This is a genomic window from Peribacillus sp. NPDC097264, from assembly GCF_050277925.1.
In the GTDB taxonomy this organism is placed as follows: Bacteria; Bacillota; Bacilli; order Bacillales; family DSM-1321; genus Peribacillus.
Genome location: NZ_JBNNSR010000018.1, coordinates 17,615 through 41,471, shown reverse-complemented (window position 1 = coordinate 41,471; position 23,857 = coordinate 17,615). Strand labels below are relative to the sequence as shown.

General features: G+C 41.2%; 22 protein-coding genes and 4 tRNA genes. 1 reads left to right on the top strand and 25 read right to left on the bottom strand.

Annotation, left to right across the window (positions count from 1 at the left end):
- Window positions 1–232: 232 nt before the first annotated feature.
- The 21 genes from ACQKL0_RS19580 to ACQKL0_RS19480 all read right to left on the bottom strand — a co-directional run bounded on the left by ACQKL0_RS19580 (window position 233) and on the right by ACQKL0_RS19480 (window position 18,939).
- A complete protein-coding gene (locus ACQKL0_RS19580; RefSeq protein ID WP_402991125.1) occupies window positions 233–1,027 on the bottom strand; it encodes an MBL fold metallo-hydrolase in 795 nt (264 codons plus the stop codon).
- Between the two features lie 6 nt (window positions 1,028–1,033).
- Window positions 1,034–1,828 (bottom strand): two-component system regulatory protein YycI, encoded by a 795-nt coding sequence (locus tag ACQKL0_RS19575; RefSeq protein ID WP_402869982.1) that lies wholly within the window; start codon window positions 1,826–1,828, stop codon window positions 1,034–1,036.
- The gene (locus tag ACQKL0_RS19570) at window positions 1,815–3,140 is read right to left on the bottom strand and encodes a YycH family regulatory protein (RefSeq protein WP_402955079.1); all 1,326 of its coding nucleotides are present in this window, start codon (window positions 3,138–3,140) and stop codon (window positions 1,815–1,817) included. Before ACQKL0_RS19570 ends, ACQKL0_RS19575 begins: the two co-directional genes overlap by 14 nt.
- Entirely contained in the window at window positions 3,137–4,969 is a 1,833-nt protein-coding gene (walK, locus tag ACQKL0_RS19565; RefSeq protein WP_402869978.1) for a cell wall metabolism sensor histidine kinase WalK, read from the bottom strand. The genes ACQKL0_RS19570 and walK overlap by 4 nt, the downstream gene beginning before the upstream one ends.
- A 5-nt stretch (window positions 4,970–4,974) precedes the next feature.
- Entirely contained in the window at window positions 4,975–5,682 is a 708-nt protein-coding gene (yycF, locus tag ACQKL0_RS19560; protein ID WP_402869975.1) for a response regulator YycF, read from the bottom strand.
- 274 nt (window positions 5,683–5,956) lie between these two features.
- On the bottom strand, window positions 5,957–7,378 hold the full coding sequence (locus tag ACQKL0_RS19555) for a peptidoglycan DD-metalloendopeptidase family protein (RefSeq protein WP_427591669.1): 1,422 nt from the start codon (window positions 7,376–7,378) through the stop codon (window positions 5,957–5,959).
- Between the two features lie 421 nt (window positions 7,379–7,799).
- A tRNA-Phe gene (locus tag ACQKL0_RS19550) sits at window positions 7,800–7,872 on the bottom strand.
- A 45-nt stretch (window positions 7,873–7,917) separates the two neighbouring features.
- Window positions 7,918–7,993: transfer RNA gene (locus ACQKL0_RS19545), tRNA-Asp, on the bottom strand.
- Window positions 7,994–8,019: 26 nt separating this feature from the next.
- Window positions 8,020–8,091 (bottom strand) — tRNA-Glu (locus ACQKL0_RS19540).
- A gap of 8 nt (window positions 8,092–8,099) precedes the next feature.
- A tRNA-Lys gene (locus ACQKL0_RS19535) sits at window positions 8,100–8,175 on the bottom strand.
- 221 nt (window positions 8,176–8,396) lie between these two features.
- Window positions 8,397–9,689 (bottom strand): adenylosuccinate synthase, encoded by a 1,293-nt coding sequence (locus ACQKL0_RS19530; protein WP_402869971.1) that lies wholly within the window; start codon window positions 9,687–9,689, stop codon window positions 8,397–8,399.
- 333 nt (window positions 9,690–10,022) lie between these two features.
- Window positions 10,023–11,387: a replicative DNA helicase gene (dnaB, locus tag ACQKL0_RS19525; RefSeq protein WP_402869969.1), complete on the bottom strand. Its 1,365-nt coding sequence runs from the start codon at window positions 11,385–11,387 to the stop codon at window positions 10,023–10,025.
- 156 nt (window positions 11,388–11,543) lie between these two features.
- Window positions 11,544–11,993, bottom strand: a complete 450-nt coding sequence (gene rplI, locus ACQKL0_RS19520; protein WP_402869967.1) for a 50S ribosomal protein L9 — start codon at window positions 11,991–11,993, stop codon at window positions 11,544–11,546.
- On the bottom strand, window positions 11,990–13,960 hold the full coding sequence (locus tag ACQKL0_RS19515) for a DHH family phosphoesterase (protein WP_427689127.1): 1,971 nt from the start codon (window positions 13,958–13,960) through the stop codon (window positions 11,990–11,992). The genes rplI and ACQKL0_RS19515 overlap by 4 nt, the downstream gene beginning before the upstream one ends.
- Window positions 13,961–13,993: 33 nt before the next feature.
- Window positions 13,994–14,935: a YybS family protein gene (locus ACQKL0_RS19510; RefSeq protein ID WP_402955085.1), complete on the bottom strand. Its 942-nt coding sequence runs from the start codon at window positions 14,933–14,935 to the stop codon at window positions 13,994–13,996.
- A 335-nt stretch (window positions 14,936–15,270) separates the two neighbouring features.
- Complete coding sequence (rpsR, locus tag ACQKL0_RS19505; RefSeq protein WP_053348323.1) at window positions 15,271–15,510, bottom strand: 30S ribosomal protein S18; 240 nt, start codon at window positions 15,508–15,510, stop codon at window positions 15,271–15,273.
- Between the two features lie 45 nt (window positions 15,511–15,555).
- Window positions 15,556–16,086, bottom strand: coding sequence for a single-stranded DNA-binding protein (ssb, locus tag ACQKL0_RS19500; RefSeq protein ID WP_427591667.1), 531 nt, complete (start codon window positions 16,084–16,086; stop codon window positions 15,556–15,558).
- Window positions 16,087–16,154: 68 nt separating this feature from the next.
- On the bottom strand, window positions 16,155–16,439 hold the full coding sequence (gene rpsF / locus ACQKL0_RS19495; RefSeq protein ID WP_402869958.1) for a 30S ribosomal protein S6: 285 nt from the start codon (window positions 16,437–16,439) through the stop codon (window positions 16,155–16,157).
- 172 nt (window positions 16,440–16,611) lie between these two features.
- A complete protein-coding gene (gene ychF, locus ACQKL0_RS19490; RefSeq protein WP_402869955.1) occupies window positions 16,612–17,712 on the bottom strand; it encodes a redox-regulated ATPase YchF in 1,101 nt (366 codons plus the stop codon).
- A gap of 167 nt (window positions 17,713–17,879) precedes the next feature.
- On the bottom strand, window positions 17,880–18,077 hold the full coding sequence (locus ACQKL0_RS19485; RefSeq protein WP_402869952.1) for a DUF951 domain-containing protein: 198 nt from the start codon (window positions 18,075–18,077) through the stop codon (window positions 17,880–17,882).
- A 22-nt stretch (window positions 18,078–18,099) separates the two neighbouring features.
- Entirely contained in the window at window positions 18,100–18,939 is an 840-nt protein-coding gene (locus ACQKL0_RS19480; protein ID WP_402869949.1) for a mechanosensitive ion channel family protein, read from the bottom strand.
- 392 nt (window positions 18,940–19,331) lie between these two features.
- Here ACQKL0_RS19480 and yyaC point away from each other — a divergent pair, with 392 nt between their 5' ends.
- On the top strand, window positions 19,332–19,964 hold the full coding sequence (gene yyaC / locus ACQKL0_RS19475; protein WP_402869946.1) for a spore protease YyaC: 633 nt from the start codon (window positions 19,332–19,334) through the stop codon (window positions 19,962–19,964).
- Window positions 19,965–20,057: 93 nt separating this feature from the next.
- Here the strand turns inward: yyaC and ACQKL0_RS19470 are convergent, their stop codons facing one another.
- From ACQKL0_RS19470 to rsmG, 4 genes are all read right to left on the bottom strand, one after another.
- Window positions 20,058–20,918, bottom strand: a complete 861-nt coding sequence (locus ACQKL0_RS19470; RefSeq protein WP_402869943.1) for a ParB/RepB/Spo0J family partition protein — start codon at window positions 20,916–20,918, stop codon at window positions 20,058–20,060.
- Window positions 20,911–21,672, bottom strand: coding sequence for a ParA family protein (locus tag ACQKL0_RS19465; RefSeq protein ID WP_402871289.1), 762 nt, complete (start codon window positions 21,670–21,672; stop codon window positions 20,911–20,913). The genes ACQKL0_RS19470 and ACQKL0_RS19465 overlap by 8 nt, the downstream gene beginning before the upstream one ends.
- Before the next feature lie 232 nt (window positions 21,673–21,904).
- Window positions 21,905–22,771: a nucleoid occlusion protein gene (noc, locus tag ACQKL0_RS19460; protein ID WP_402869940.1), complete on the bottom strand. Its 867-nt coding sequence runs from the start codon at window positions 22,769–22,771 to the stop codon at window positions 21,905–21,907.
- A gap of 351 nt (window positions 22,772–23,122) precedes the next feature.
- Window positions 23,123–23,839 carry a 16S rRNA (guanine(527)-N(7))-methyltransferase RsmG gene (rsmG, locus tag ACQKL0_RS19455; protein ID WP_427591666.1) on the bottom strand — a complete coding sequence of 239 codons (717 nt, stop codon included), beginning with the start codon at window positions 23,837–23,839 and terminating at the stop codon, window positions 23,123–23,125.
- Window positions 23,840–23,857 lie beyond the last annotated feature (18 nt).

Sequence of the window (23,857 nt, the reverse complement as noted above, 5' to 3'; positions counted from 1 at the left end):
GAAAAATTTAACGGCCTTTCCCCGATTGAATATCGAGAAAAGGCCGCAGCTTGAAATACTCTTTTTTTATTGTCTACTTGACAGGGTTATGTGCATACTGCCTCTTTTTTTATCATCATTTTTCTATTCATTCAGTACTAACCAACCAATACCCTTTTTAATCCCCTTACTAACTAACCCATTAAAAATAAAAAAGGAATGAAGCAGGTTTCCGCACTCATTCCTTTACTCATTATAGTGTAACAAGCTCTGTTGGTCTTTTGGGATCCGTATCGTAGAGCGAAAACTGCTCGCCAACAATAATCCCTTTCGTTTTTAAGGTTTGCTCCACTGACATTCTTGCAAGGTCTTTCATATTATTATCCATACTTAAATGGGCCAAGTATATCCGTTTCGTCTTGTCCCCTGCCACTTCACTCATGGCAAGAGCAGCATCTTCATTGCATACATGTCCAACATCGCTTAAAATCCGGCGCTTGATGCTCCATGGATATCGACCCATCCGAAGCATGGACACATCATGGTTGCTCTCAAACACATAGGCATCAGCATTCGTGATGATGCCTTTCATCCGATCGCTGACATAACCTGTGTCGGTTATGACCACAAGTTTTTTTCCTCCCTGATGGAACACATAAAACATCGGCTCGGCAGCATCATGAGATACACCAAACGATTCAATATCAAGGCTTCCAAAGGTTTTGACTTGTTCCATTTCAAAGGCGAATTTCTGTTCAGGAGAAATCTCCCCGATGGAACGCTCCATTGCTTGCCATGTCTTTGTATTCGCATATATGGGGAGCTTATGTTTTCTAGCGACGACTCCCAGACCTTTAATGTGGTCGCTATGTTCATGCGTAACCAGGATTCCAGAAAGCTTGGACATATCTCGGCCGATATCCCGAAATAATCCTTCCAAGGCTTTCCCACTCAATCCCGCATCGACAAGGAAAGATTGGTCCTCCGTCTCCACGAACAAGGCATTTCCCGTACTCCCACTTGCGAGTACACTAAAATGCATAGTCATCTATACTCACTCCAGTATTTTTTCTTCTGTATTTAACTCAATCACTTCGCCATCGAACGCATTTACGAATAAATCCGTTTCATCGTTCACGACTACCCACCATGTCGGTACAAGAAGATGTGAGAACGATGTGGTTTGCAACGAATTATAAAATCCAAGCTTTACGTCCGTAACTTCGTCTTTTGATACGATATCACCATGACTATATAAGGCATAAACAGCATCCAGGTCGGAATACAGCTCTTTCGGTTTATTGAACTTTTCAATTCCCACTAAATATGTCTGCTCATAGGAGGTCACTTCGGCTTCCTTATTCAGATACAAAGTGACCTTTCCTTTACTGTTGTTAAAAAACATCTTATTGTCGGAAACCTGATAGCAAATGATGGTTTGATTATCCTTATCATAGCTCCAAAACCCATATTCACTTCCGTATAAAATGTGATCCTTCAGGAATATGGTAACATCCGCGGGATGAATTTCTTTGCCTAAACTGATGGGCGTTTTTAATGAACCGACCAGCTTATTCCCATCTATAATATTTACTTTCTGGTTGTTTAGATTCTTTAGTTCTTTCTTATCAAATGTTTTACTTTTTGCAATTAAGAATTGATCCTTTACCTTTTGCTTCGAGAGCGGAATGGTTTTGATCTCGTCTTCTTTTAGAACTTCCTCATAGGAAGACTCTGCAATGAATTCATATTGGTTATCATTGATTTTCTCAAGAAACTGATACAGTAAAAATATATTCAATATGAAAAATACCATTATGAATATGGATTTTGTATTATTCCAATCCATCGTTATCGCCTCCTGCATTTTCGTCAACAGGCGCAATCAACCACTTTTCACCGGAACGGTAATACCAAGTTGGTTCCAGTGTAACGAGAGTAACGAGTTTAGAGTCCAACGATTTGTTTAACTTATAACCTATTGAAATATCTTGCACACTATCGAGATCGATGTTCCCGTTCTCTTCCAGCTGGTTCAACACTTCATTTCCTGTAGGCAAGGTCACTACAGATCCTTCTGATGGCAAGACGGAAGCCAATGAGAAGTAGGGACGTTGATAACTATAAATATCTTCCTTCCCCCAAATCTGCTCGATTTCAGTCATTCCATATTCGTTGAAAGCTGGATAACCATCTATAAATAAACGGAATACCACACGCTGCTCATTTTCCGACATATAATCAAATCGGTAATTACTACCTTCCCACCCGGCATGATCATTGATGAAATCAATGCTTTTTTCCAACAGCTCACTAGAACTGCCGAACACTTTACTCTTTTGGGCAGGGTTTATATACGAGAGAATATAATTTTCATTGTTGACTGACAACAGTCTTGTTCCGTCGGAGTATTCCTCGCCTCGGGTTACCGTTTCTTGACGAACATATTTAGGATTACTGAATAAGGCATCTTTCAGATTCTTAACGTCCAGATAATCTATATAATATTGATATCGGTTGACTTCCACGGGCTTTTCCGGAACAAAAATCGTCCTTTTATCATGTAACGTATGAGCTGTATAGGTAGGATAACTTTTATTATAGAACTTCTCACTGAACTTTCTAAGGTCCTTAGTAGGGACCATTCCTTGATGGATTTGTTCATGTTCATAAGAAACGAAATAAACGGCTGATTGGTCACCGCTGATATCCTTCTGCTTGATCACGATCCGGTCAAAGGTAAAGCTCGCCATATCTTCGTCCTTTACATCCAGTACCGTTTTATATAAAGACATCGGTACATCATCGGAAAAGTTGATCTCGATTGATCTATCCTCATGGACGAAATCATCGAAGTCCCTTTGAATCATCTTCAATGACATCTGCTTTATATCACTAAACGTCCATTGGGAAAACTCTTTCTCCATTCTTTCGATTTTTTCGGGATCGATTGTCTGGAAATGCTGTCCGTTACGATGAAAAAGAACACTGACGGGTTTTATGACATCACTGACAATTTGTTCATCACTCTTGATTTTAATCAGATCGGATTCATCGATTTTTTTATATTCAGGCTCGTACGTCCAAATACTCCATGTCAAGAAAACGCTTGTCCCAACTAAAATAATCAGTATGATACTTTTCGCACGTTCAAAATTCATGCCCAATCATCCTCTTCTTCCTGTTCGTAAGGAAGTGTAAAGAACACTGTAGTTCCTTTTCCATCCACACTTTCCGCCCAAATTTTTCCTCCATGGGCAACGACCATTTCCTTTGCAATCGCCAGCCCAAGTCCAGTCCCTCCAAGATTCCTTGCCCGCGCTTTATCCACTCGGTAAAATCGGTCAAAAATCTTATCGATCACTTTCTTAGGGATACCGACACCTTGATCGGTTACGCTAATCACGATAAAGTTTTCCTTTGGCCTGATACGGAATGTCACTTGACCTCCTTCAGGAGAATACTTCAAGGAATTCGAGATGATATTATAAAGAACCTGGGTGATCTTGTCTTCATCAATGTCGACAAAATACGCGTCCTTTGGTATGTCTCTTTTAAAAGTAATATCGTCATTTTTCGTCATTTCAAAACGATCGATAATATGGTCATAGAACTTATTCAGATTCACCCATCCGGTTTTAAGCCGGTAATCTTTACTGTCCATTTTTGAAAGCTGTAACAGGTCATTTACAAGCCTGATCATCCGCTCCGTTTCATTTTGTGTGACACTTAAAAAGGCAGGGGCAATCTCTTCATCTTTCCAGGCACCTTCAGCCAATGCCTCGAGATAGCTTCTCATCGTCGTGAGCGGCGTACGCAACTCATGGGATACATTAGCGACAAACTCTCTTCGCTCCCCTTCTATCTTTTCCTGCTCCGTAATATCATGGAGCACTGTAATCAAACCATTAACGAAGCCCGTTTCCTTTTGGATGACGGAAAAATTCCCTCTTAAAATAAACGGTTGACCCTTTTTGCTGTAATCAAGGATGATGGACTCCCTTTCTTCCAGTAAATCTTCGAATTTATATTCTTCCTCAAGTCCCAACAATTCGATGATTGGTTGGTTCATGACGGCTTCACGTGAGACATTCAAAAGCTGTGCGGCAGGTTCATTTATCAAATTCACCCGGCCACGCCTATCCGTCGATATAACGCCATCCGTCATGTTGGTGAGAACAGATGAAAGCTTCCGTCTCTCCCCTTCCGTACTCGATTGCGACTCTTGAAGTTTCTTAGTCAAGTTATTGAAGGTAACGGCTAGCTGCCCTATTTCGTCATCGCCATATACTTTTACCTTTCGTGAGAAATTCCCTTTGGCCATCACCAACGCCTGTTTCCTCATATCAGACATTGGCCGTGTGATGGTCCGCGCAAGCAGAATCCCCAAAATGGCTGTTATGGCCAGAGCGATGGCCGTGCCAGTCATGAAAATGGCGTTGATTTCATCCATTTGTTCGAAGACATTCTCCATCTCCGCAATGACATAGACCGCTCCTATCACCGTACCATTCGCTTCAATGGGTGTTGAAAGGACCCATACACGCCTGCCAGTATTCGGATCTCTATATATTTCATGATCCTCGCCACCATAAGTCAACGTGTTCTTGATGATCGGCAGTGTCGTTTTCTTTCCTACAATCTCTTGGTTACCGGGATCGGACGTCCCAATCACCCGCCTGCTGCGGGTATCGATAACGCGCACTTCCGAAATATCATTCGTTGAGTTGTCGCGATCTTTCAATACCGTATTAATGGCTTCTTCGAGGGTAGGGTCTTCCTCCCCCCTCGATTTCTCCATTTCTTCCCCAATGCTATAGGTAAGCAGGTTAACATGGCCCTTGATCGACTTTGTGAAATTCCCGACGAGATTTTCTTCCAATTCCCCGACAAAATACACCCCAATTATTTGCATGGCTACGAAAATAAGCAACACATAAATCAGGACGAATTTAAAATGAATTGAACGAAAAAAACCAACCTTTTTCATAGATATTACTCCTGTTCAGGGTTACGCAGGTAATAACCGACCCCTCGTCTAGTTACGATCCAACCTGGGTGACTTGGGTTATCCTCAATCTTTTCACGGAGGCGTCTAACGGTTACATCGACAGTTCGGACATCGCCAAAGTAATCATATCCCCACACAGTTTGCAATAAGTGCTCCCTTGTCATGACCTGGCCAATATGTTTAGCTAAATAATGAAGCAGCTCGAATTCTCGGTGCGTTAACTCGATCGTCTCTCCACGCTTAGACACGACATATGCATCAGGATGGATGGTAAGATTGCCTATTGTAATTTCTTTTGGCTCATTTTCTTGATCTGGCACCGGAACGGCTTGTTGACGTCTTAAGTTTGCCTTTACCCGAGCAATTATTTCCCGGGTACTAAACGGCTTCGTCACATAATCGTCCGCACCAAGCTCTAATCCTAAGACTTTATCGATTTCCGAATCTTTTGCTGTTAACATGATGATTGGCGTTTCATATTTCTTTCTTACTTCTCTGCAAACTTCCATCCCATCACGCTGTGGAAGCATGATATCGAGTAAAATCAAATCAGGTTGAAGCTCTTCCACCATTTTTAGAGCTTCATTGCCATCATATGCACAGGAAACATCGTACCCTTCCTTTTTTAAATTGAATTGTAAAATATCTGCAATCGGCTTTTCATCGTCCACTACTAGAATTTTCTTATCCATCTACCTATCTCCTTTTAAAGCATAACTTTACTCTATAAAAAACATGTCCTTATCCGGGACGTTTATTCGTATTGTCCTGATGTTCATACTGACCTTCGTACTAGTAATGCAAATCCTCACACTATATATTCCCTAAAAAACGGTCAAAACACCTAAATCGAGCACATTGTACCTCTTCTACTTTATCATTTTACAGGCATTAAATCATCTTTTACCTATTATTCTCATCTATGAAGATAGCAGAAGAAGTCTTCGAAAAATGTCTCGAAGACTTCTATTGGCTTATATAATCTAACGGGTTTGCGAGAACACCATTTTTATAGATTTCAAAATGAAGGTGAACGCCAGTGGAGTTGCCTGTCGAGCCCATTCTACCAATAGGCATTCCTTTTTCAATCTTCTGTCCTGCTTCGATGTCTATTGATTCTAAGTGAGCATAATCCGTCTTGTACCCATTGTTATGGTTGATGGTCACCTTATTACCATAACCCCCGGCGTTACCGGCAAACTCAACAGTGCCATGATCAGCTGCCGTAATAGTTCTGGTGGTTGGCCTAGCAATATCTATTCCCTTATGAAGCTTGCCCCAACGATGTCCTTGTTTGCTTGAAATATAGCCCCCATCAGCAGGCCATGCAAAGGTTCCGCTCCCTTCTGAAGGAATGATTTTCGTGCCTTTTCTAGTTATCTCATTTTGTGTTGCCGCGGTAATTTCCTTTTTCACGATCGTTTCACTTAAGAGCTCACCGTTTGTTTCAGTGAGTTTATACGTGAATGCCTGAACGCCTTCCTGTCCTTCTTGCTCAACGACAGATTCTTCCTTCAATAGGTTCTTATCCTTTATTACTTTTCTCTCGAAAGGAATTTCAGTTTCTTTCAATACTTCTCTTTCTACCAGCACATTCACAAAAGGAGCTACCTCCGTCACACGGACCTTTTGCCCTTTATGAAGCCTCTTGCCCTCTTCTAGTTCTGAATTAAGCTGTAAAAGCTGTCCTAGGGACATATCATACTGATCGGCAATCTCCTCAAGTTCTTCATCTCCAGTTGCCTCATAGATGACTTTTTCCTTCTTTCCTTTTTCTATCAAGGAAATGGCATCCTTCACAGTCATGAGCTTATCCGGTTCCATAATCGTTTCCTTCCAGGAGATCGGCTTTGAGTATTCAATGGACAGTATCCTGCTTCCTTGCTCGTATAGAGCCATGGGCTGATTTAAAACTCCAGCTTCCTGACTCTCTTCATATTCGGCCAATTCACCCTCATCTATATATAATAGGTGAATCTCTTTTAAAACCTCCTGTGCATCCTCCTTGGAGGGAACGTAAGCAACTACTTGATTATCAATGGCGATTTCATAAGCCTCCGCTTTTACAGCAAACTCTTCCTCGAGTACCTTTAAGGTTTCTTCATCATCTATTTCTGCATTAAATACATTCTCTTGCACATATGTCATCTGTGCTTCCTTATCGAATGTGTATTCGGGATAATCCGCCTCTGCTTCGACTATTTTAGCTAGTATCATTTTTTCTATTTCGGATTCATCACTCACGCTGCCAATGAACTCGTCATCAACATATACATGCTGAATGGAGGAGATTTTTTGAATTTCCGCAGCCGTAGCACGATTCCCTGCAAGCAATAAGATGATGGAAACCATCAACAGGAAACTTCCTTTGCCTTTTGAGCTGAACATTTATTGTCCCCCTTAACGGCCCGTGGGCCCCTTAAGAAACTAATCAAAAAATTAAGATAAATTACCTTGTTTTCAAAATTTATATACACATGATTAATTTCTTTTTTTCCACTCATAACTTTACCATAATGAAAAAAAAATCAAGAAATAGACTTCGTATTGTAATATAAATGTATAAATAGTGACAACAAGTGCCAAATCGCTCTTTTTGCAAAAGAGCAGCGAAGGTATGGTTTCCACGTGGAAAGTAGGTCCTGGTTGGGGTGACGAGTCGATGGTTACTAAGGGTGGCATTAACATTGTTACAATCTAATAACAAACACTTAACAGAAGTGCCATCAAAGAGATTTCCTTTAAAGGGCTAAGACAGTTTAATTTTAAAGCAAACAAAAAAAGCGCCCTAGGGCACTTTACAAAAGAATGGCTCAGGACGGAATCGAACCGCCGACACAAGGATTTTCAGTCCTTTGCTCTACCGACTGAGCTACTGAGCCAAATATTCCATTTTTCATTATGAAAGAATCATGTAAAAAATAAAATGGCGGTCCCGACGGGAATCGAACCCGCGATCTCCTGCGTGACAGGCAGGCATGTTAACCGCTACACCACGGGACCATCAAACATATAATTAAGAAGAAAAGTGACCCATACGGGATTCGAACCCGTGTTACCGCCGTGAAAGGGCGGTGTCTTAACCGCTTGACCAATGGGCCGATAAAAATGGTGAGCCATGAAGGATTCGAACCTTCGACCCTCTGATTAAAAGTCAGATGCTCTACCAACTGAGCTAATGGCTCGTACTAATGAATGTAATCCGTATGTCTTGCAATGTCGCTTAACGTTGTTCTACTGTGACGACGCTTTTTATATTATCATAGTATTTATGGTTTGTGCAATAGTATTTTAAAATAAATTTAAATTCATATATTTTTATATATATCTAACTCCAATTAAACAGGTCTTTTTTTACCAACTAAGTAAAAAAAGAAGCCGCACTTAGTCGACTTCTTTATACCTCTTATGCTAAACGCCAAGGGCTTCTTACGATGTTTGTTTGATTGCGGTCAGGACCGACGGAGAATGTAGTCAACGGAATGCCTACTAATTGAGATACGCGCTCCACATAGTGACGGGCGTTAGCAGGTAATTCATCCAATGATTTGCATCCTGTGATGTCTTCTGACCAACCTGGTAGCTCTTCATAAACGGGCTTACATTCTCCGATTGCTTTCAAAGTAGCCGGCACTTCATGAATGATTTCACCTTTATAATCATAAGCTACACAAATTTTCACCGTTTCAAGTCCTGAAAGCACGTCAATGGAATTTAACGATAAATCAGTGATTCCACTTACACGACGGGCATGGCGAACGACTACGGCATCAAACCAACCGACACGACGTGGTCTACCCGTAGTTGTTCCGTACTCACGTCCAACTTCACGGATTTGATTGCCAATTTCGTCTTGTAGTTCTGTCGGGAAAGGACCATCGCCAACACGGCTTGTATAAGCTTTACACACACCGACAACATGGTTGATTTTCGTTGGTCCAACACCTGAACCAATTGTTACTCCACCTGCGACTGGATTCGAGGAAGTAACGAAAGGATATGTTCCTTGATCGATATCAAGCATGACTCCTTGAGCCCCTTCAAACAAGACGCGTTTCCCTTCATCAAGTGCATCATTCAATACAACGGAAGTATCACAAACATACTTTTGCACTTGTTGTCCGTACTCATAATATTCTTCAAGAATATCCTCGATTTTAAAACCTTCCGTTTCGTAAAAACGTTCAAACATGCGGTTTTTCTCCACAAGATTTTGATTCAGTTTTTCCTCGAAAATTTCACGGTCCAAAAGATCTGCCATACGGATACCATTACGAGCGGCTTTATCCATGTAAGCAGGGCCGATTCCTTTTTTCGTCGTTCCAATTTTATTTGCACCCTTGCGATCTTCTTCCACTTCATCCAATTTAATATGGTAAGGAAGGATGACATGAGCACGGTTCGAGATGCGAAGATTATCCGTGCTTACACCATGACTATGTAAATAAGCAAGCTCTTCTACAAGTGCTTTCGGATCGACTACCATTCCGTTCCCGATGACACAAATCTTATCACTATAAAAAATTCCAGAAGGAATTAAATGCAGTTTATATGTTACTCCGTTAAATTTAATCGTATGTCCTGCATTATTACCACCTTGGTAACGAGCTATGGCTTCTGCATTCTGGGATAAAAAGTCCGTTATCTTACCTTTACCTTCGTCTCCCCATTGTGTACCAACTACTACAACTGATGACATCTGAAAAAAGCACCTCCAAAGGTTCACGTAATACCGATTCTTAACCGGTTCTTATCAAACAAACCTATTTTATCAATAATCCCAAAGGGAAGTCAACATAAAATACGAACATTACATAAATTAATAATAAATTTGTTCGTTATTAAGTGACTTTCATACTTTACTTATACACTTTTTCTTCCCCAAATAAGGAATCCGTGCAACTTTAGCAAGGATTCACTTTCTCCCTTGGCGGTTCTCCTTATTCTTTGCCCAAACTCCTTTAAACTTTCACCTTATTGTAAAAAAAGCCCACCAGAGATAGTGGGCTTTGTTCCAAATATAGAAAGTCAATTAGGCTCCTGGAGACATCGAATCATCATCGAATCGCCGTTCGAGGTTCACGAATTTATTGTACTCTTTGACGAATGCCAGTGAAACCGTGCCAACTGGGCCATTCCTTTGTTTTGCAATGATAATCTCAATGATATTTTTATTCTCGGACTCTTTATCATAATAATCATCACGGTACAGGAATGCTACGATGTCGGCATCCTGCTCTATACTTCCTGATTCCCTAATATCCGACATCATCGGACGTTTATCCTGCCGTTGTTCCACTCCACGGGATAATTGGGAAAGGGCAATGACAGGCACTTGAAGTTCACGGGCCAGGGCCTTCAGTGAACGGGAAATTTCCGATACTTCCTGCTGTCGGTTATCGCCTGAACGACCATCTCCTTGAATCAATTGTAGATAGTCGATCAATATCATCCCAAGACCATGTTCCTGCTTCAAACGACGGCTTTTAGAGCGGATTTCCCCAATACGGACTCCTGGGGTGTCATCAATATAGATACCGGCATTCGACAAACTTCCCATTGCCATAGTCAGCTTGCGCCAGTCTTCATCTGTTAAGGCACCAGTCCTTAAATTTTGAGCATTGATATTTCCTTCGGCACAAAGCATACGCATGACGAGCTGTTCGGAACCCATCTCCAAACTGAAAATCGCGACGTTTTCATCCGTTTTGGTTGCGACATTTTGGGCAATGTTCAAAGCGAAAGCCGTTTTACCAACAGAAGGACGGGCTCCAACAATGATGAGGTCATTCCGCTGGAATCCCGCCGTCATTCTGTCCAGTTCAGCAAAACCCGTCGGGATTCCAGTTACATCCCCTTTGCGGTTGGTCAGGATCTCGATGTTATCATAGGTTCGAACCAAAACGTCCTTAATATTTTGAAATGAACCGGCGTTTTTACGCTGTGCCACTTCCATGATCGTCTTTTCCGCTTCCCCGAGCAGCTCCTCGACTTCATCCTCACGGCTATAGCCTTCCTGGGCGATGTTCGTTGCTGTCCTGATCAAACGACGGAGCAATGACTTTTCTTCCACGATTCGGGCATAATATTCGATATTGGCTGCAGTAGGGACCGATCCAGCCAGTTCGCTTAAATAAGACACTCCACCCACTTCTTCAAGATTCTTCGTGGCGGAAAGTTCTTCCGTTACCGTAATCAAGTCAACGGCTTTACCTTCGTCATTCAACTTGATCATGACGTTAAAGATTTTTTGATGCGAACTTCTATAAAAATCCTCTGGAATCAACAATTCCGAAGTAACGGTCAGCGAAGATGGCTCCAAGAAGATGGCCCCTAGCACCGCTTGTTCCGCTTCTATGTTTTGAGGGGGAATTCTATCCTGAAATTGCTCTATCATATCTTAAAACCTCCCAATCTAAGAGGATATATTTTCATTAATTAATTCGTAGATTTAGTTGAAAAAGAAAAAAAGTGACAGGACAACATAGCCCAATCACATTTTTTTCGTCTCTCTCTATTCTATCAATTTTTTTCAGATATGAAACCACTAAAATTAGTTAATTTCTTTCACTTGCACAGTTAAAGTCGCTGTAACCTCTGGATGTAGCTTCACAGGAACCTTCGTATGCCCCAATGAGCGAATTCCTTCGGCAAGCTCCATTTTACGTTTATCGATTTTAATACCATGCTTTTTCTGAAGTTCTGAAGCTATTTGCTTCGTCGTGATAGAACCGAATAAACGCCCGCCTTCACCGGCTTTAGCGGATAATTCGACAGTCAATTTTTCAATTTCCACCTGCAAGTCTTTTGCATGCTGAAGTTCTTCGGCAGCCAGGGAATCTTCTTTGTTTTTCTGAGCTTCCAATGTTTTTACATTGGAGTTATTCGCCTCGATTGCCAATCCTTGTTTAATCAGGAAGTTATGGGCATACCCATCCGCAACGTTTTTGACTTCCCCTTTTTTCCCTTTACCTTTAACGTCTTTTAAAAATATAACTTTCATTCTTTTCGTCCTCCTTCTAAATATTCATCAATTGCTGCTTTCAACTGGCTCTCCGCTTCTTCAATGGAGCAGACCATCTGTGTGGCGGCATTCGTTAAGTGACCGCCGCCATTCAATGTTTCCATGATAACCTGTACGTTGACATCACCTAGGGAACGGGCACTTATGCCAACTGTATCCTCAGACCGTTTAGCCACAACGAAGGAAGCGGTAACACCATCCATCATCAGAAGCGTATCAGCGGCCTGGGCGATCAGGACCTGATTATGGTTCTGTTCGGATTTTGCGGAAGCAATCGCAAGACCCTTTTTATAAAACGCAACTTCTTTAATTAAATTGGATCGCTTGATATACGTGTCCACATCTTCCCTAAGAAATTTCTGTACCAGTACCGTGTCCGCTCCGTGGGCCCTTAAATAAGAAGCTGCATCGAAGGTACGTGAACCGGTTCTTAAAGTGAAACTTTTCGTATCGACAATGATCCCAGCAAGTAGCGCCGTCGACTCCAGCATATCAATTTTACTGCGTTTTGGCTGATATTCAAGTAGCTCCGTCACCAGCTCAGCTGTCGAAGATGCATAGGGCTCCATATAGACAAGCAGGGAGTTTTTGATGAATTCCTCACCACGACGATGGTGATCAATGACGACCACCTTATCAATCCGATTCAATAATCTTTCTTCTATCACCATTGTAGGCTTGTGGGTATCGACGACGACGAGTAGCGTCTCGTCCGTGACCATCTCGAGTGCATCGTCAGGGCTTATAAATCGCCCATATAAATCCTCTTTATTTTTGATTTCTTCCATCAAACGCAAGACGCTACTATCTAGCTCGTTTGTATTGATTACTATATACCCTTCACGTTCATTCATCTGTGCCACTTTCAAAATGCCTATGGCAGAACCTATGGCATCCATATCGGGATTTTTATGGCCCATGACAATGACTTTATCGCTATCTAGGACGATATCCTTTAAGGCATGAGAAATGACGCGTGCACGCACCCTCGTACGCTTTTCCATAGGGTTGGTTTTACCGCCATAGAATTTCACTTTCCCGCTTGCCTGTTTAATCGCTACTTGGTCCCCACCGCGGCCCAGGGCCAAATCGAGGCTCGATTGAGCAAGCGTCCCCAGCTCTGGAAGGGAGGAAACAGCAGATCCCACTCCAATGCTAAGCGTCAAAGGGACATTCTGTTTAGCGGTCGTTTCCCTGATTTCATCCAGGATTGAAAATTTATCATTTTCCAGCTGCTGCAGGATATGTTCATTAAAGACCGCAATAAACCGTTCAGAAGAAACCCTCTTGAAAAATACCCCATTATCCCTTGCCCACTTATCCAGCAACGAGGTAACCAAGCTATTTATACTACTTTTACGTTGGTCTTCCATTCCCTGCGTCAAATCATCGTAATTATCCAGCAGAATAATCGCAATGGCCGTTCTCTCTTCTTCATATTGTTTTTCGATTTCCACTTGCTCCGTTACATCGAAAAAGTAAAGAAGGCGTTCCTCGCGTTTATGGACCACTTTGAATTTCCGGTCATAAAGCGTAATCGTCTCTGTTTCAATCTCCTGCTTTATGAGCGGGACAAGTGAATCCGCCATATCATAAAGAGACCTTCCTGCCAGTGAGTCTTCACTAAAGCATGAGGCGAGGAATGGATTGGTCCACTCAATATAAAAATCATCATTAAAGAGCATGATCCCGATCGGCATTTCCAATAAGGCTTCCTCTCCCACCTTTTTTAACCGGTAGGATAACGTCGTGATGTATTCTTCGGTCTTGATTTGTTTTCTTTTTTCCATTTTCAATATTAAATAAAACAAACCGGCTTGAATCAACAATCCAATTAGTGCAATAACCCAATTATAGTAAGCCAGTACGCCCAAAAATATCAATCCTGCAACGAGCAACCCGTATAGCAGGGCCTTAACCGAATAATCCTTTAAATAAGATGGCATATTTTCAGCTCCTAAAAGCATCTGTTTAACAGACTATTCCTTTTTCTTGATCGTCTCCCGAAAAGGGAATCCTAAATCTATTATACCTAAAAAACGGATGAGGATTGCGAATATCGGCAGCAACAATGAGGCAACCACTATCAAAACGGGTATAGCCTTAGCCCAGCCCTTGACATCGCTGAAATAAAATATGAGTGAGTAGCCTTGAATCATGATGAAAAATTGAAGAATGAAAAATAGGTTCGTTATGGCCATATATACAAAATCTTTGTTGTCCATATTCACAAAAAGAGCCAAAAGCATTGTAATTAAATAATACCATAAAAGGCTTTTTGGAAGGCGAAGATCTTGGAAACGAGGCCAATTCAGGGATTTATCACTGAACCTTTTAAGTATGGGGTGGGCCGCTAAGAATATCAATAATACCATGATGATAGATGTAATCACGAGCAAGCTCGGAATCAGCGTAGTCAAGGTACTTATCGAGTCGTGCATGCCTTGGATTATCTTTTCAGTTGGGGCCTGACCAAATGATTCCATGATTTTCGCAGAAGAATCAATGGATTCCTCCATTACCGTCATGGTTTCTTCTATGTAATTAACTCCAAATAACACTACTGTGGCAGCATAGGTCACTAATATCCCACCTAGGAACGTAAGGACAGCACTGATGAACATAGGGGTCATCGGTTTATCCCTTTTCAGGAAGGAACCAATCACAATGCCCGTCGCCCCCATTAGCAAGGTCATTGGCAAGGATAAGACGCTACCGATTAAAATGGTTAATAACGATCCAACAAACAAGAATCCAACTGACCACGAAAGCTTTTGCTTACTGGTCACCAGAATGAAAGGAATCGGCAAAAAGAAAAAAGTTATAAATCCCAACAAAGGAATATATATTGTAATGAGTAATAATATACAATATAACGCTAAAAGAGCACCGCCCTCAGCGATTTTTCTACCACTATTCAACCGAATCCCCCCTATCATAAAATCATGAAGTATCTTTCTCTACATATTGTATCCGTTAAGCCCAGGATATTTCAAACTTCCCATTCTTTTTTCCAGATAAATCAGCTTTAAAAATAGGAGTTCTCTTCATTGTTAGTTAAATTTTTTTTGCAAAACAGGCCGATCACGAATTTTAAATACAATAACTAGCTAAAATGAAGCAAATCACGTAGAAACTGTAGAACGAAGATGAAGGAAGTTGGGGCTCGCATCGTTTTTTCAAATGAAAAAGGACCATTTGGGCAAATATACAAAAAAGCACATCAAGGATTTCTCCTCAATGCGCTCCGTTGTTATTATTCACCTGATACGTATGGAAGTAATGCCATAGTACGTGAGCGTTTAATAGCAATCGTTAATTTACGTTGATATTTAGCGCTAGTGCCAGTCACACGACGTGGTAAGATTTTACCGCGTTCTGAGACGAATTTTTTAAGAAGGTCTGTATCTTTGTAATCAATTTTAGTGATACCGTTTGATGTGAAATAACAAACCTTTTTACGCTTACCGCGTCCTTTACGTCCACCCATTGCCATAATAATTTCCCTCCCTGCTTTAGGATTTTCGTTTTAAACAGCTGTTTAAAACGGAAGATCGTCATCTGAAATGTCGATGGTTTTACCGTCATTTGCAAATGGATCATCGTCTACACGAGTGTAGTTGTTGTTATTCCGTTGATTCTGATTAGGATTTTGTCCATACGAATTTTGATCATTGCCGCCATTATTGTTGTTATAGCTTTTTTGACCGCCACCGTAAGAACCGCCATCATTTCTTTCACCCGCTGAACTGCTTCGTGGTTCAAGGAACTGAACACTCTCAGCCAGAATCTCCGTCACATACACGCGTTTGCCGTCTTGTCCTTCATAATTACGCGTTTGGACACGTCCATCCACGCCAGCTAAACTACCTTTTTTCAAGAAGTTAGCCACATTTTCTGCCGGTTTACGCCAAACTACACAATTAATGAAGTCCGCTTCACGTTCACCTTGTGCATTCGTAAAAGTACGATTCACTGCTAAAGTAAAGGTAGCCACTGCAACTCCATTAGGTGTATATCGTAATTCAGGATCTTTAGTTAAGCGTCCTACCAAAACTACGCGATTCATCATCAGAATCAACCCCTAGTTTTCAACCTTGCTTACAAGAAGCTAGATTAGAATTTATATTAAATATTGAATTAAACGTCTTCTCTAGTAGCCATATGACGGATAATGTCTTCACTGATTTTAGCAAGACGATCGAATTCTTGGATCGCAGCACTTTCAGCGTTAACTTTAAGAAGCATGTAGTAACCATCACGGAAATCATTGATTTCGTATGCAAGACGGCGTTTACCCCATTCTTTTGCTTCTACTTCCGCACCATTATCAGTAAGGATTGTGTTGAAACGTTCAACTAAAGCTTTTTTAGCTTCTTCCTCAATGTTTGGACGGATGATATACATAATTTCGTATTTTCTCATCACTGTCACCTCCTTTTGGTCTAAGCGGCCCATTTGGGCAAGGAGCAATTTTTTATAATTACTCACAAGAATAAATTATAGCATAGTTAAACTAGGTTTGCAACGAGTGTCGAATGTATCTTCCTATAGTATAAAGAGACTCCGCAGAATGAATCTGCGGAGTCTCTTTATATTATACGTTAAAGCGGAAGTGGACAACGTCTCCGTCGTTCACTATATATTCTTTACCTTCTAGTCGTACTTTTCCTGCTTCTTTTGCTGCACTATGGCTACCTGCTTCTAGCAAATCATCATAAGCGACGACTTCGGCACGAATGAAGCCACGTTCGAAGTCTGTATGGATGACACCCGCACATTGAGGAGCCTTCATACCTTTACGGAACGTCCAGGCACGCACTTCCTGCACTCCAGCCGTAAAGTAAGTGGCCAACCCTAATAGATTGTATGAAGCACGGATCAATTTATCAAGACCTGACTCTTCGATGCCTAGCTCAGATAAGAACATTTCCTTTTCTTCACCTTCAAGCTCGGCTATTTCCTCTTCGATTTTGGCGCAAATTACGATAACTTCTGCATTTTCCGTCGCGGCGTATTCCCGGACTTGTTGCACGAACTCATTATCAGTCGCATTTGCCACTTCATCCTCACTTACATTTGCCACGTAAAGCATTGGTTTCGCTGTTAGGAGGTGCATGCCTTTCACGATTTTCAACTGTTCCTCAGTGAATTCGACTGAGCGTGCAGGCTTTTCAGCTTCTAAAGCTTCTTTCAATGCAACAAGAATCTCATGTTCGGCCACGGCACCCTTATCTTTTTGTTTAGCCATCTTTCCAACACGATCGATGCGCTTGTCCACAGATTCAAGGTCAGCAAGAATCAATTCAAGATTGATGACTTCGATATCATCAATCGGATTTACTTTTCCTGAAACGTGAGTGATGTTATCATCAGCGAAGCAACGAACAACCTGACAAATCGCATCTACTTGGCGGATATGGGATAGGAATTTATTGCCTAGACCTTCCCCTTTACTCGCTCCCTTTACAATCCCAGCAATATCTGTAAACTCAAATGCCGTTGGCACGGTTTTTTTCGGTTGGACCAGTTCAGTCAATTTTTGCAGACGATAATCGGGTACTTCTACAATTCCGACGTTTGGGTCGATTGTACAGAAAGGGTAATTCGCCGATTCAGCACCTGCCTGAGTAATTGCATTAAACAAAGTGGATTTACCTACGTTAGGCAAACCGACTATACCAGCTGTTAAAGCCATTTATATTTCACTCCTTCAAGATAATTCGTTCATAAGTGTTACTAGATAAATCATTACTAAAGATACACCCAATACCTAAACCTTTCCCAATTATAGATTTCACTTCCTGAAAAGACAAGTAAATCATTGAGAGACAGAAATGCCATCTATACATGGAAAAAGCATGATCACTCCTCATGCTTTAGTAAAACTTTTTTCATTTTCTTGGAAAACTCACGCCGGGGCAACATTACGCTGTGTCCACAACCTTCACATTTAATCCGGATATCCATGCCCAATCGGATGATTTTCCACTTATTGATTCCACATGGGTGTGGCTTTTTCATTTCGACAACATCATTCAATGCAAATTCTTTTTCTTCCATAAACATGTGGCCCCCCCAGCTTTTATGACTCACTGCCTTTGTAAGTAGATTGGATTCCACTTTCTTCAAGGGCAGTACTGATTTCTTTCCTCAATATCCTACTCATTTCAGAATGGCGCATTGGCTTTGTTTCAGCCGTCACACGCAATACGATTTCTTCTGGAGTAATTGTCTCGATTCCCAGTAACTCAGGGTTTCTGACTAAATCATCATATTTTTTCGCTAAACCACCTAAGTGTCGGATTAATACCTTTTCAGCAAGTTCAACGGATCCGTCATGAGGGATGGTCACATCCACCACAGCCTTACTGTTCAATATGGAGTAGTTTGTTACTTGCGTGATGCTCCCATTCGGTATGAGATGCAATTCCCCTTTACTACTCTTAATCTTGGTTGTGCGTAGCCCAATTTCAAGGACTTCACCCTCAAAAGTATTGATTTTAATATAATCACCGACAGAGAAATGATCCTCGAAAATGACGAAGAATCCTGTAATAATATCCTTGACCAAACTTTGGGCTCCAAACCCTACTGCGAGTCCAATAATTCCAGCCCCAGCAAGTAAAGCCTTCACATCGAGTCCGCAAATTTCAAGGATCATAATCAAGGATATGAAATTCACAACATATGTAATGACGTTCTCGAGTAACTTAATGAGCGTCGTTTCTCTCCGCTCCGAGACACGGAGGGGGGTTCTGGTTCGGACCAGAAAAAATTTATTTAGCACCGTCTTTCCTATTCTTATAATAATACGCGATAAGAGGAGAACAAGGAAGATTTTAATAATTCCCTCACCTAACATCAGCCATACTTTTTCATCCAAAATTTCTTCTGTAATTTTACTATATGTAGCGTTTTCCATGCTTTCCTCCTACTCTATCTTTTGCAAATTACTAAAGGGCCCACCGTTTTTCCTGTTGAACTTATTCTCTCTACCCTACGGCCGAGGATGTAATCCAGTATAGGAGAAGTTTTGTTTGTAATATCATTAAATTAAAGGTTTCTGTATAAAAATAACATGGGTATATAGTAAAGAAATTAGAAATTTTTTTCCATTTCAAAACATGATCTTTTTACTATAAATCGCTATGCAACTAGCAACGAGGTAGAGGAAAGGACAGAATCACATTTGCCCTTCAGCCAATTAGCTGTTCTTAATAATTAATTCCCCCCTCAATTTAACCTATATCCCGTATATTTTTTCCTTTTCAACCGTATACTGTTAACACAAAACAAAGTAAAGGAGTGGAGCCGATGAATCTTAATTCTAATCTATTTAATAACAAAACTAGATTAAGTCGTATCCTGCATGAAGATGCGGACGCAACCAATCAAATTTCCCAGGAATTACTCAATCTCTTGCCTTCAGGAAAGCTTCAGCCTATCGTTTTTGTCTGCATTGGCACAGATCGTTCTACTGGTGATTCCCTCGGTCCACTTGTCGGTACCCTACTTCAAGAAAAATCCGAACTAGGTGCTTCTTCATTCCATGTGTATGGGACACTCGATAACCCTATACATGCGATGAACCTGCAGGAAAAGTTAGATGAAATCAAAAAAGTCCATGTGAATGCATTTATCGTTGGCATAGATGCCTGCTTAGGTAAACTAAAGAGCGTGGGGATTGTCCAACTCGGTAAAGGACCAGTGAAACCTGGTGCTGGTGTCAATAAAGACCTACCAGCCGTTGGGCATGCCCATATTACAGGCATCGTGAATGTCAGTGGGTTCATGGAATTCATGGTCCTACAGAACACACGGCTTAACCTGGTTTTAAAAATGGCCAAAACTATAGCCGAGGGCATTCATGAAGCACAACGACATTATCCTGCCAAGCCATCCATCACCCCATTTACCTGGTCATTCAAAAAGGAAAAAACACTTTAATAATGATACTTATAAAAAATAAAGGAAGGGACATCCCTTCCTTTATTTTTTATGCATACATAGTGGGACAAGAAACATTAGAGTCCATGGTTCCTATGAGGAGATGTTTTCTTGGTCGATTAAGTCTAGTATTCTATCTAAGTCTTCTTTTGAAAAGAATTCTATTTCTATCTTCCCTTTTTTCTTGCTTTGTTTTATGGTCACGCTGGTCCCAAGTTTCTCCCGTAGTATGGACTCTCTTTGTTTGATGAATATATCTTTTTTTGGTTGTTTGGCATTCTTCGTTTCACGTGAAACAGTATCATTCAACTGATGGATATAATTCTCCAGCTGCCGAACGTTCATCGTTTCTTTGAGGATTTTATCTATGACAGACTTAAGCAGCTCTTTTTTCTTTAATCCTAGCAATGCACGCCCATGCCCCATGGAGATCGTGCCCTCTGATATATAGTTCCTGATCTCTTCAGGCAAAGAGAGCAAGCGGACATAGTTAGCTATGTGAGGCCGGCTTTTTCCAAGACGGTGTGCTAATTGCTCTTGAGTGAAATTTAACTTTTCGAGCAACGTTTGATAAGCTGCCGCTTCCTCAATCGGATTCAAATCTTCCCTCTGTAGGTTTTCCAATATCGCCAGTTCCATCATCTGCTGTTCATTTAACTCCCTGACAACGACAGGAACCGTTTTTAAACCGGCTTCCTTAGCCGCACGGCATCGTCTTTCTCCAGCTACAATTTCAAATCCTCTAATACTTTTCCGGGCAATAATCGGTTGAAGGATCCCATGCTCCAAAATTGACTGCTTAAGTTCTTCAATCGCTTCGGGGCGGAAGTTTTTTCGCGGCTGATGGGGATTGGGCCTTAATTCCCTCAATTTGATTTCCTGAACAGTTTCATCCTTGCTGACTTCCACATTAGGAAAGAGTGCGTCGAGTCCCTTTCCAAGTCCTTTAGCCATTTGAGACCACTTCCTTTGCCAATTGTAGATAGACCTCCGCACCGCGTGATTTCGGATCGTAAATGATAATCGGTTCCCCATGACTCGGTGCTTCACTCAGACGAACATTTCGGGGAATGATAGTTTGATATACCTTATCCTGAAAGTATTTTTTCACTTCCTCAATCACTTGAAGACCTAGATTCGTTCTGGCGTCCAACATCGTCAGCAAAACACCTTCGATCTTTAAATCATGATTTAAATGCTTCTGCACGAGACGGACCGTATTCAACAGCTGGCTCAATCCCTCCAATGCGTAATATTCACATTGTACGGGAATCAAAACGGCATCGGCTGCCGTCAAGGCATTCAGTGTGAGCAAGCCCAGTGAAGGTGGACAATCGATGACGATGTAATCGAACTGACTTTGCACCTCTTCTAATGCACGCTTCAATCGAATTTCCCTGGAGATGGTAGGTACCAACTCAATTTCCGCACCCGCTAATTGGATTGTGGCAGGTATGGCATATAAGTTTTCAACCTTTGTTTCCAAGATTACGGTACTGGCTTCGACATCATCTACCAATACATCATAAATACACTGTTCCACATCTGCTTTATCAATACCAGTGCCGCTAGTCGCATTACCCTGAGGGTCTATATCGACCAACAAGACTTTCTTTCCTATATATGCAAGGCAAGCACTGAGGCTGACCGAAGTTGTCGTTTTTCCAACACCGCCCTTTTGATTGGCAATGGCAAGAATCTTCCCCACGAATTCACCTGCTTTCAACAATCTCATCTATCTTAAACGTACTATATTTCTTCTATTTTATCATGAATAATGATGAAGGAACTCGAATTCTTAAATTCGACGAAAAATTCGGTATTCTTTTAAATTAGTCAAAAAATGCAGTTTTTGGAGATAAATATTTCGTTTTTTTCACTGCGAATCACAAGAAAAAAGCTTGGTAATCGATGACTACCAAGCGGGGGATGATACCAGATTAAGACTTTTTCTTTGGAATTTTTATCGTAAACTGATAATATTCCTCGAATTCCTCTTCTTCTGCATCCAGGTTTATGCCATTATCCGTTACCATGGTCAGCGATTGGCGAATCGTGTTAACCGCAATCCTCATGTCCCTACTAAATGCCTTGCGTTTCGGCTTTGGCTTTGAATGATCCTTTGTACCAGTAAGAAGCTTGACAACCAGCTCTTCCGTCTGCTTGACGTTTAAACCTCTTTCAATGACTTCTTGAAGCAGCTTGACTTGATTTTCCGGGTTTTTCAACGGAATCAGCGAACGGGCATGACGTTCCGTAATCTGTTTTTGAAGCAGTGCTTCTTGGACTTCCTGTGGCAATTTTAACAACCGAAGTTTATTGGCAACCGTCGATTGGCCAATTCCCAATCTTTGAGCGAGTGCTTCCTGCGTTAAGTTATGGAGCTCAATTAATTTCCCATATGCTAACGCTTCTTCAATCGGTGTCAATTCTTCACGTTGAAGATTCTCTATCAACGCTACTGAAGCCGTTTCTGTATCCGTGAAATCTTTAATTATGGCTGGTGCCAACTCCCAACCAAGCTTTTGCATAGCACGAAAACGACGCTCACCTGCAATGATTTCATACTTTCCTTGACCATATGCCCTAACTACAATCGGTTGAATGATACCATGTGTATGAATCGTCTGAGCTAGTTCCGAGATTTTATCGTCGTTAAATACAGTCCTTGGTTGAAATCGATTTGGCACAATATCAGAAATGGAAATTTTCCTTATTTCTTCATTATTATTGCTTGGTGCCTCCATCTCAAGTTGCTGTTCTTCTTTTTCGCCAAACCTTAAGAAACGCGAAAAAGGATGCTTCATCTTCCTACACCACCTTTTAAAACTCCCAAATAACATATTCTCTATGGAAAGAACAAGTCCTCCATACATTTCCCGACATGAAAATACATATCGACCATTGCTGTATAACCATGTCGACTGGCGTCACCAATGCATTTCCATAGCCTAAATGTCTTGCTAATATTAATAGTAGACGCCTGTCTAAGATTATTTCCCCGCCGATTTAAGAGTCCCCAACTTTTTCCCACCAAACTGGTTCACTGGGACAGCTTACATTAAATAAAATGGAAATTATATTATTTATAGTAAAGGAAAGGATCGTAAAGTGCTAGTCGTGTATGAATCGTGATAAACAGACTATTCACGTACCGGTCATTCTATAGGTTGTTTATTCGGTGTACCTGGTTTTCTTGGATATTTTTTTGGAGTCTTCTTCACTTTTTTCACCGTAATGATATTTCGCTCACTATTCTCTTCTGGCAATATGAACGGGTATATTTCCTCAATTTTCCCACCTAATGTGAAGATTGCCTTTTTTCCTGTATCCATCTCATCATGGGCACTGGCCGCTTTCATCGCAATGAATGTCCCATCCGTTTTAACAAGGGGTAAACATAGCTCGCTCAAAACAGACATTCTTGCCACCGCTCTTGCCATAACAACATCATAGGTTTCACGATGTTCCGGTTTCTGAGCAAATGTTTCGGCACGATCATGATAAAACGATACGCCTGACAATTGTAAAGAGTCAGCAAGATGGTTTAAAAAAGAGATGCGCTTATTCAAAGAATCAACGATTGATACATGAATATCCGGGAAACAGATCTTCAAAGGGATACTCGGGAAACCAGCTCCGGCACCCACATCGCAAATACGATGAGGCTTGTTGAAATCGAAGTAAAAAGCTGCGCTGATCGAATCATAAAAATGCTTTAAATAGACTTCTTCTTTATCGGTTATGGCCGTTAGGTTCATCTTTTCGTTCCATTCCACCAATAAATGATAGTACATATCAAATTGCTCAAGCTGGCGTGGAGAAAGTTCAATGCCTTTCTCCTGCAGCGCTTGTTGGAATTGCTCAATATTCATGATTACTTCAATCCTTTT

Excerpts from the sequence above, each read along its gene's own strand:
- ACQKL0_RS19580 (WP_402991125.1), bottom strand. The coding sequence starts at position 1,027 with ATGACTATGCATTTTAGTGTACTCGCAAGTGGGAGTACGGGAAATGCC.
- ACQKL0_RS19575 (WP_402869982.1), bottom strand. The coding sequence starts at position 1,828 with ATGGATTGGAATAATACAAAATCCATATTCATAATGGTATTTTTCATA.
- ACQKL0_RS19570 (WP_402955079.1), bottom strand. The coding sequence starts at position 3,140 with ATGAATTTTGAACGTGCGAAAAGTATCATACTGATTATTTTAGTTGGG.
- walK (WP_402869978.1), bottom strand. The coding sequence starts at position 4,969 with ATGAAAAAGGTTGGTTTTTTTCGTTCAATTCATTTTAAATTCGTCCTG.
- yycF (WP_402869975.1), bottom strand. The coding sequence starts at position 5,682 with ATGGATAAGAAAATTCTAGTAGTGGACGATGAAAAGCCGATTGCAGAT.
- ACQKL0_RS19555 (WP_427591669.1), bottom strand. The coding sequence starts at position 7,378 with ATGTTCAGCTCAAAAGGCAAAGGAAGTTTCCTGTTGATGGTTTCCATC.
- ACQKL0_RS19530 (WP_402869971.1), bottom strand. The coding sequence starts at position 9,689 with ATGTCATCAGTTGTAGTAGTTGGTACACAATGGGGAGACGAAGGTAAA.
- dnaB (WP_402869969.1), bottom strand. The coding sequence starts at position 11,387 with ATGATAGAGCAATTTCAGGATAGAATTCCCCCTCAAAACATAGAAGCG.
- rplI (WP_402869967.1), bottom strand. The coding sequence starts at position 11,993 with ATGAAAGTTATATTTTTAAAAGACGTTAAAGGTAAAGGGAAAAAAGGG.
- ACQKL0_RS19515 (WP_427689127.1), bottom strand. The coding sequence starts at position 13,960 with ATGCCATCTTATTTAAAGGATTATTCGGTTAAGGCCCTGCTATACGGG.
- rpsR (WP_053348323.1), bottom strand. The coding sequence starts at position 15,510 with ATGGCAATGGGTGGACGTAAAGGACGCGGTAAGCGTAAAAAGGTTTGT.
- ssb (WP_427591667.1), bottom strand. The coding sequence starts at position 16,086 with ATGATGAATCGCGTAGTTTTGGTAGGACGCTTAACTAAAGATCCTGAA.
- rpsF (WP_402869958.1), bottom strand. The coding sequence starts at position 16,439 with ATGAGAAAATACGAAATTATGTATATCATCCGTCCAAACATTGAGGAA.
- ychF (WP_402869955.1), bottom strand. The coding sequence starts at position 17,712 with ATGGCTTTAACAGCTGGTATAGTCGGTTTGCCTAACGTAGGTAAATCC.
- ACQKL0_RS19485 (WP_402869952.1), bottom strand. The coding sequence starts at position 18,077 with ATGGAAGAAAAAGAATTTGCATTGAATGATGTTGTCGAAATGAAAAAG.
- ACQKL0_RS19480 (WP_402869949.1), bottom strand. The coding sequence starts at position 18,939 with ATGGAAAACGCTACATATAGTAAAATTACAGAAGAAATTTTGGATGAA.
- yyaC (WP_402869946.1), top strand. The coding sequence starts at position 19,332 with ATGAATCTTAATTCTAATCTATTTAATAACAAAACTAGATTAAGTCGT.
- ACQKL0_RS19470 (WP_402869943.1), bottom strand. The coding sequence starts at position 20,918 with ATGGCTAAAGGACTTGGAAAGGGACTCGACGCACTCTTTCCTAATGTG.
- noc (WP_402869940.1), bottom strand. The coding sequence starts at position 22,771 with ATGAAGCATCCTTTTTCGCGTTTCTTAAGGTTTGGCGAAAAAGAAGAA.
- rsmG (WP_427591666.1), bottom strand. The coding sequence starts at position 23,839 with ATGAATATTGAGCAATTCCAACAAGCGCTGCAGGAGAAAGGCATTGAA.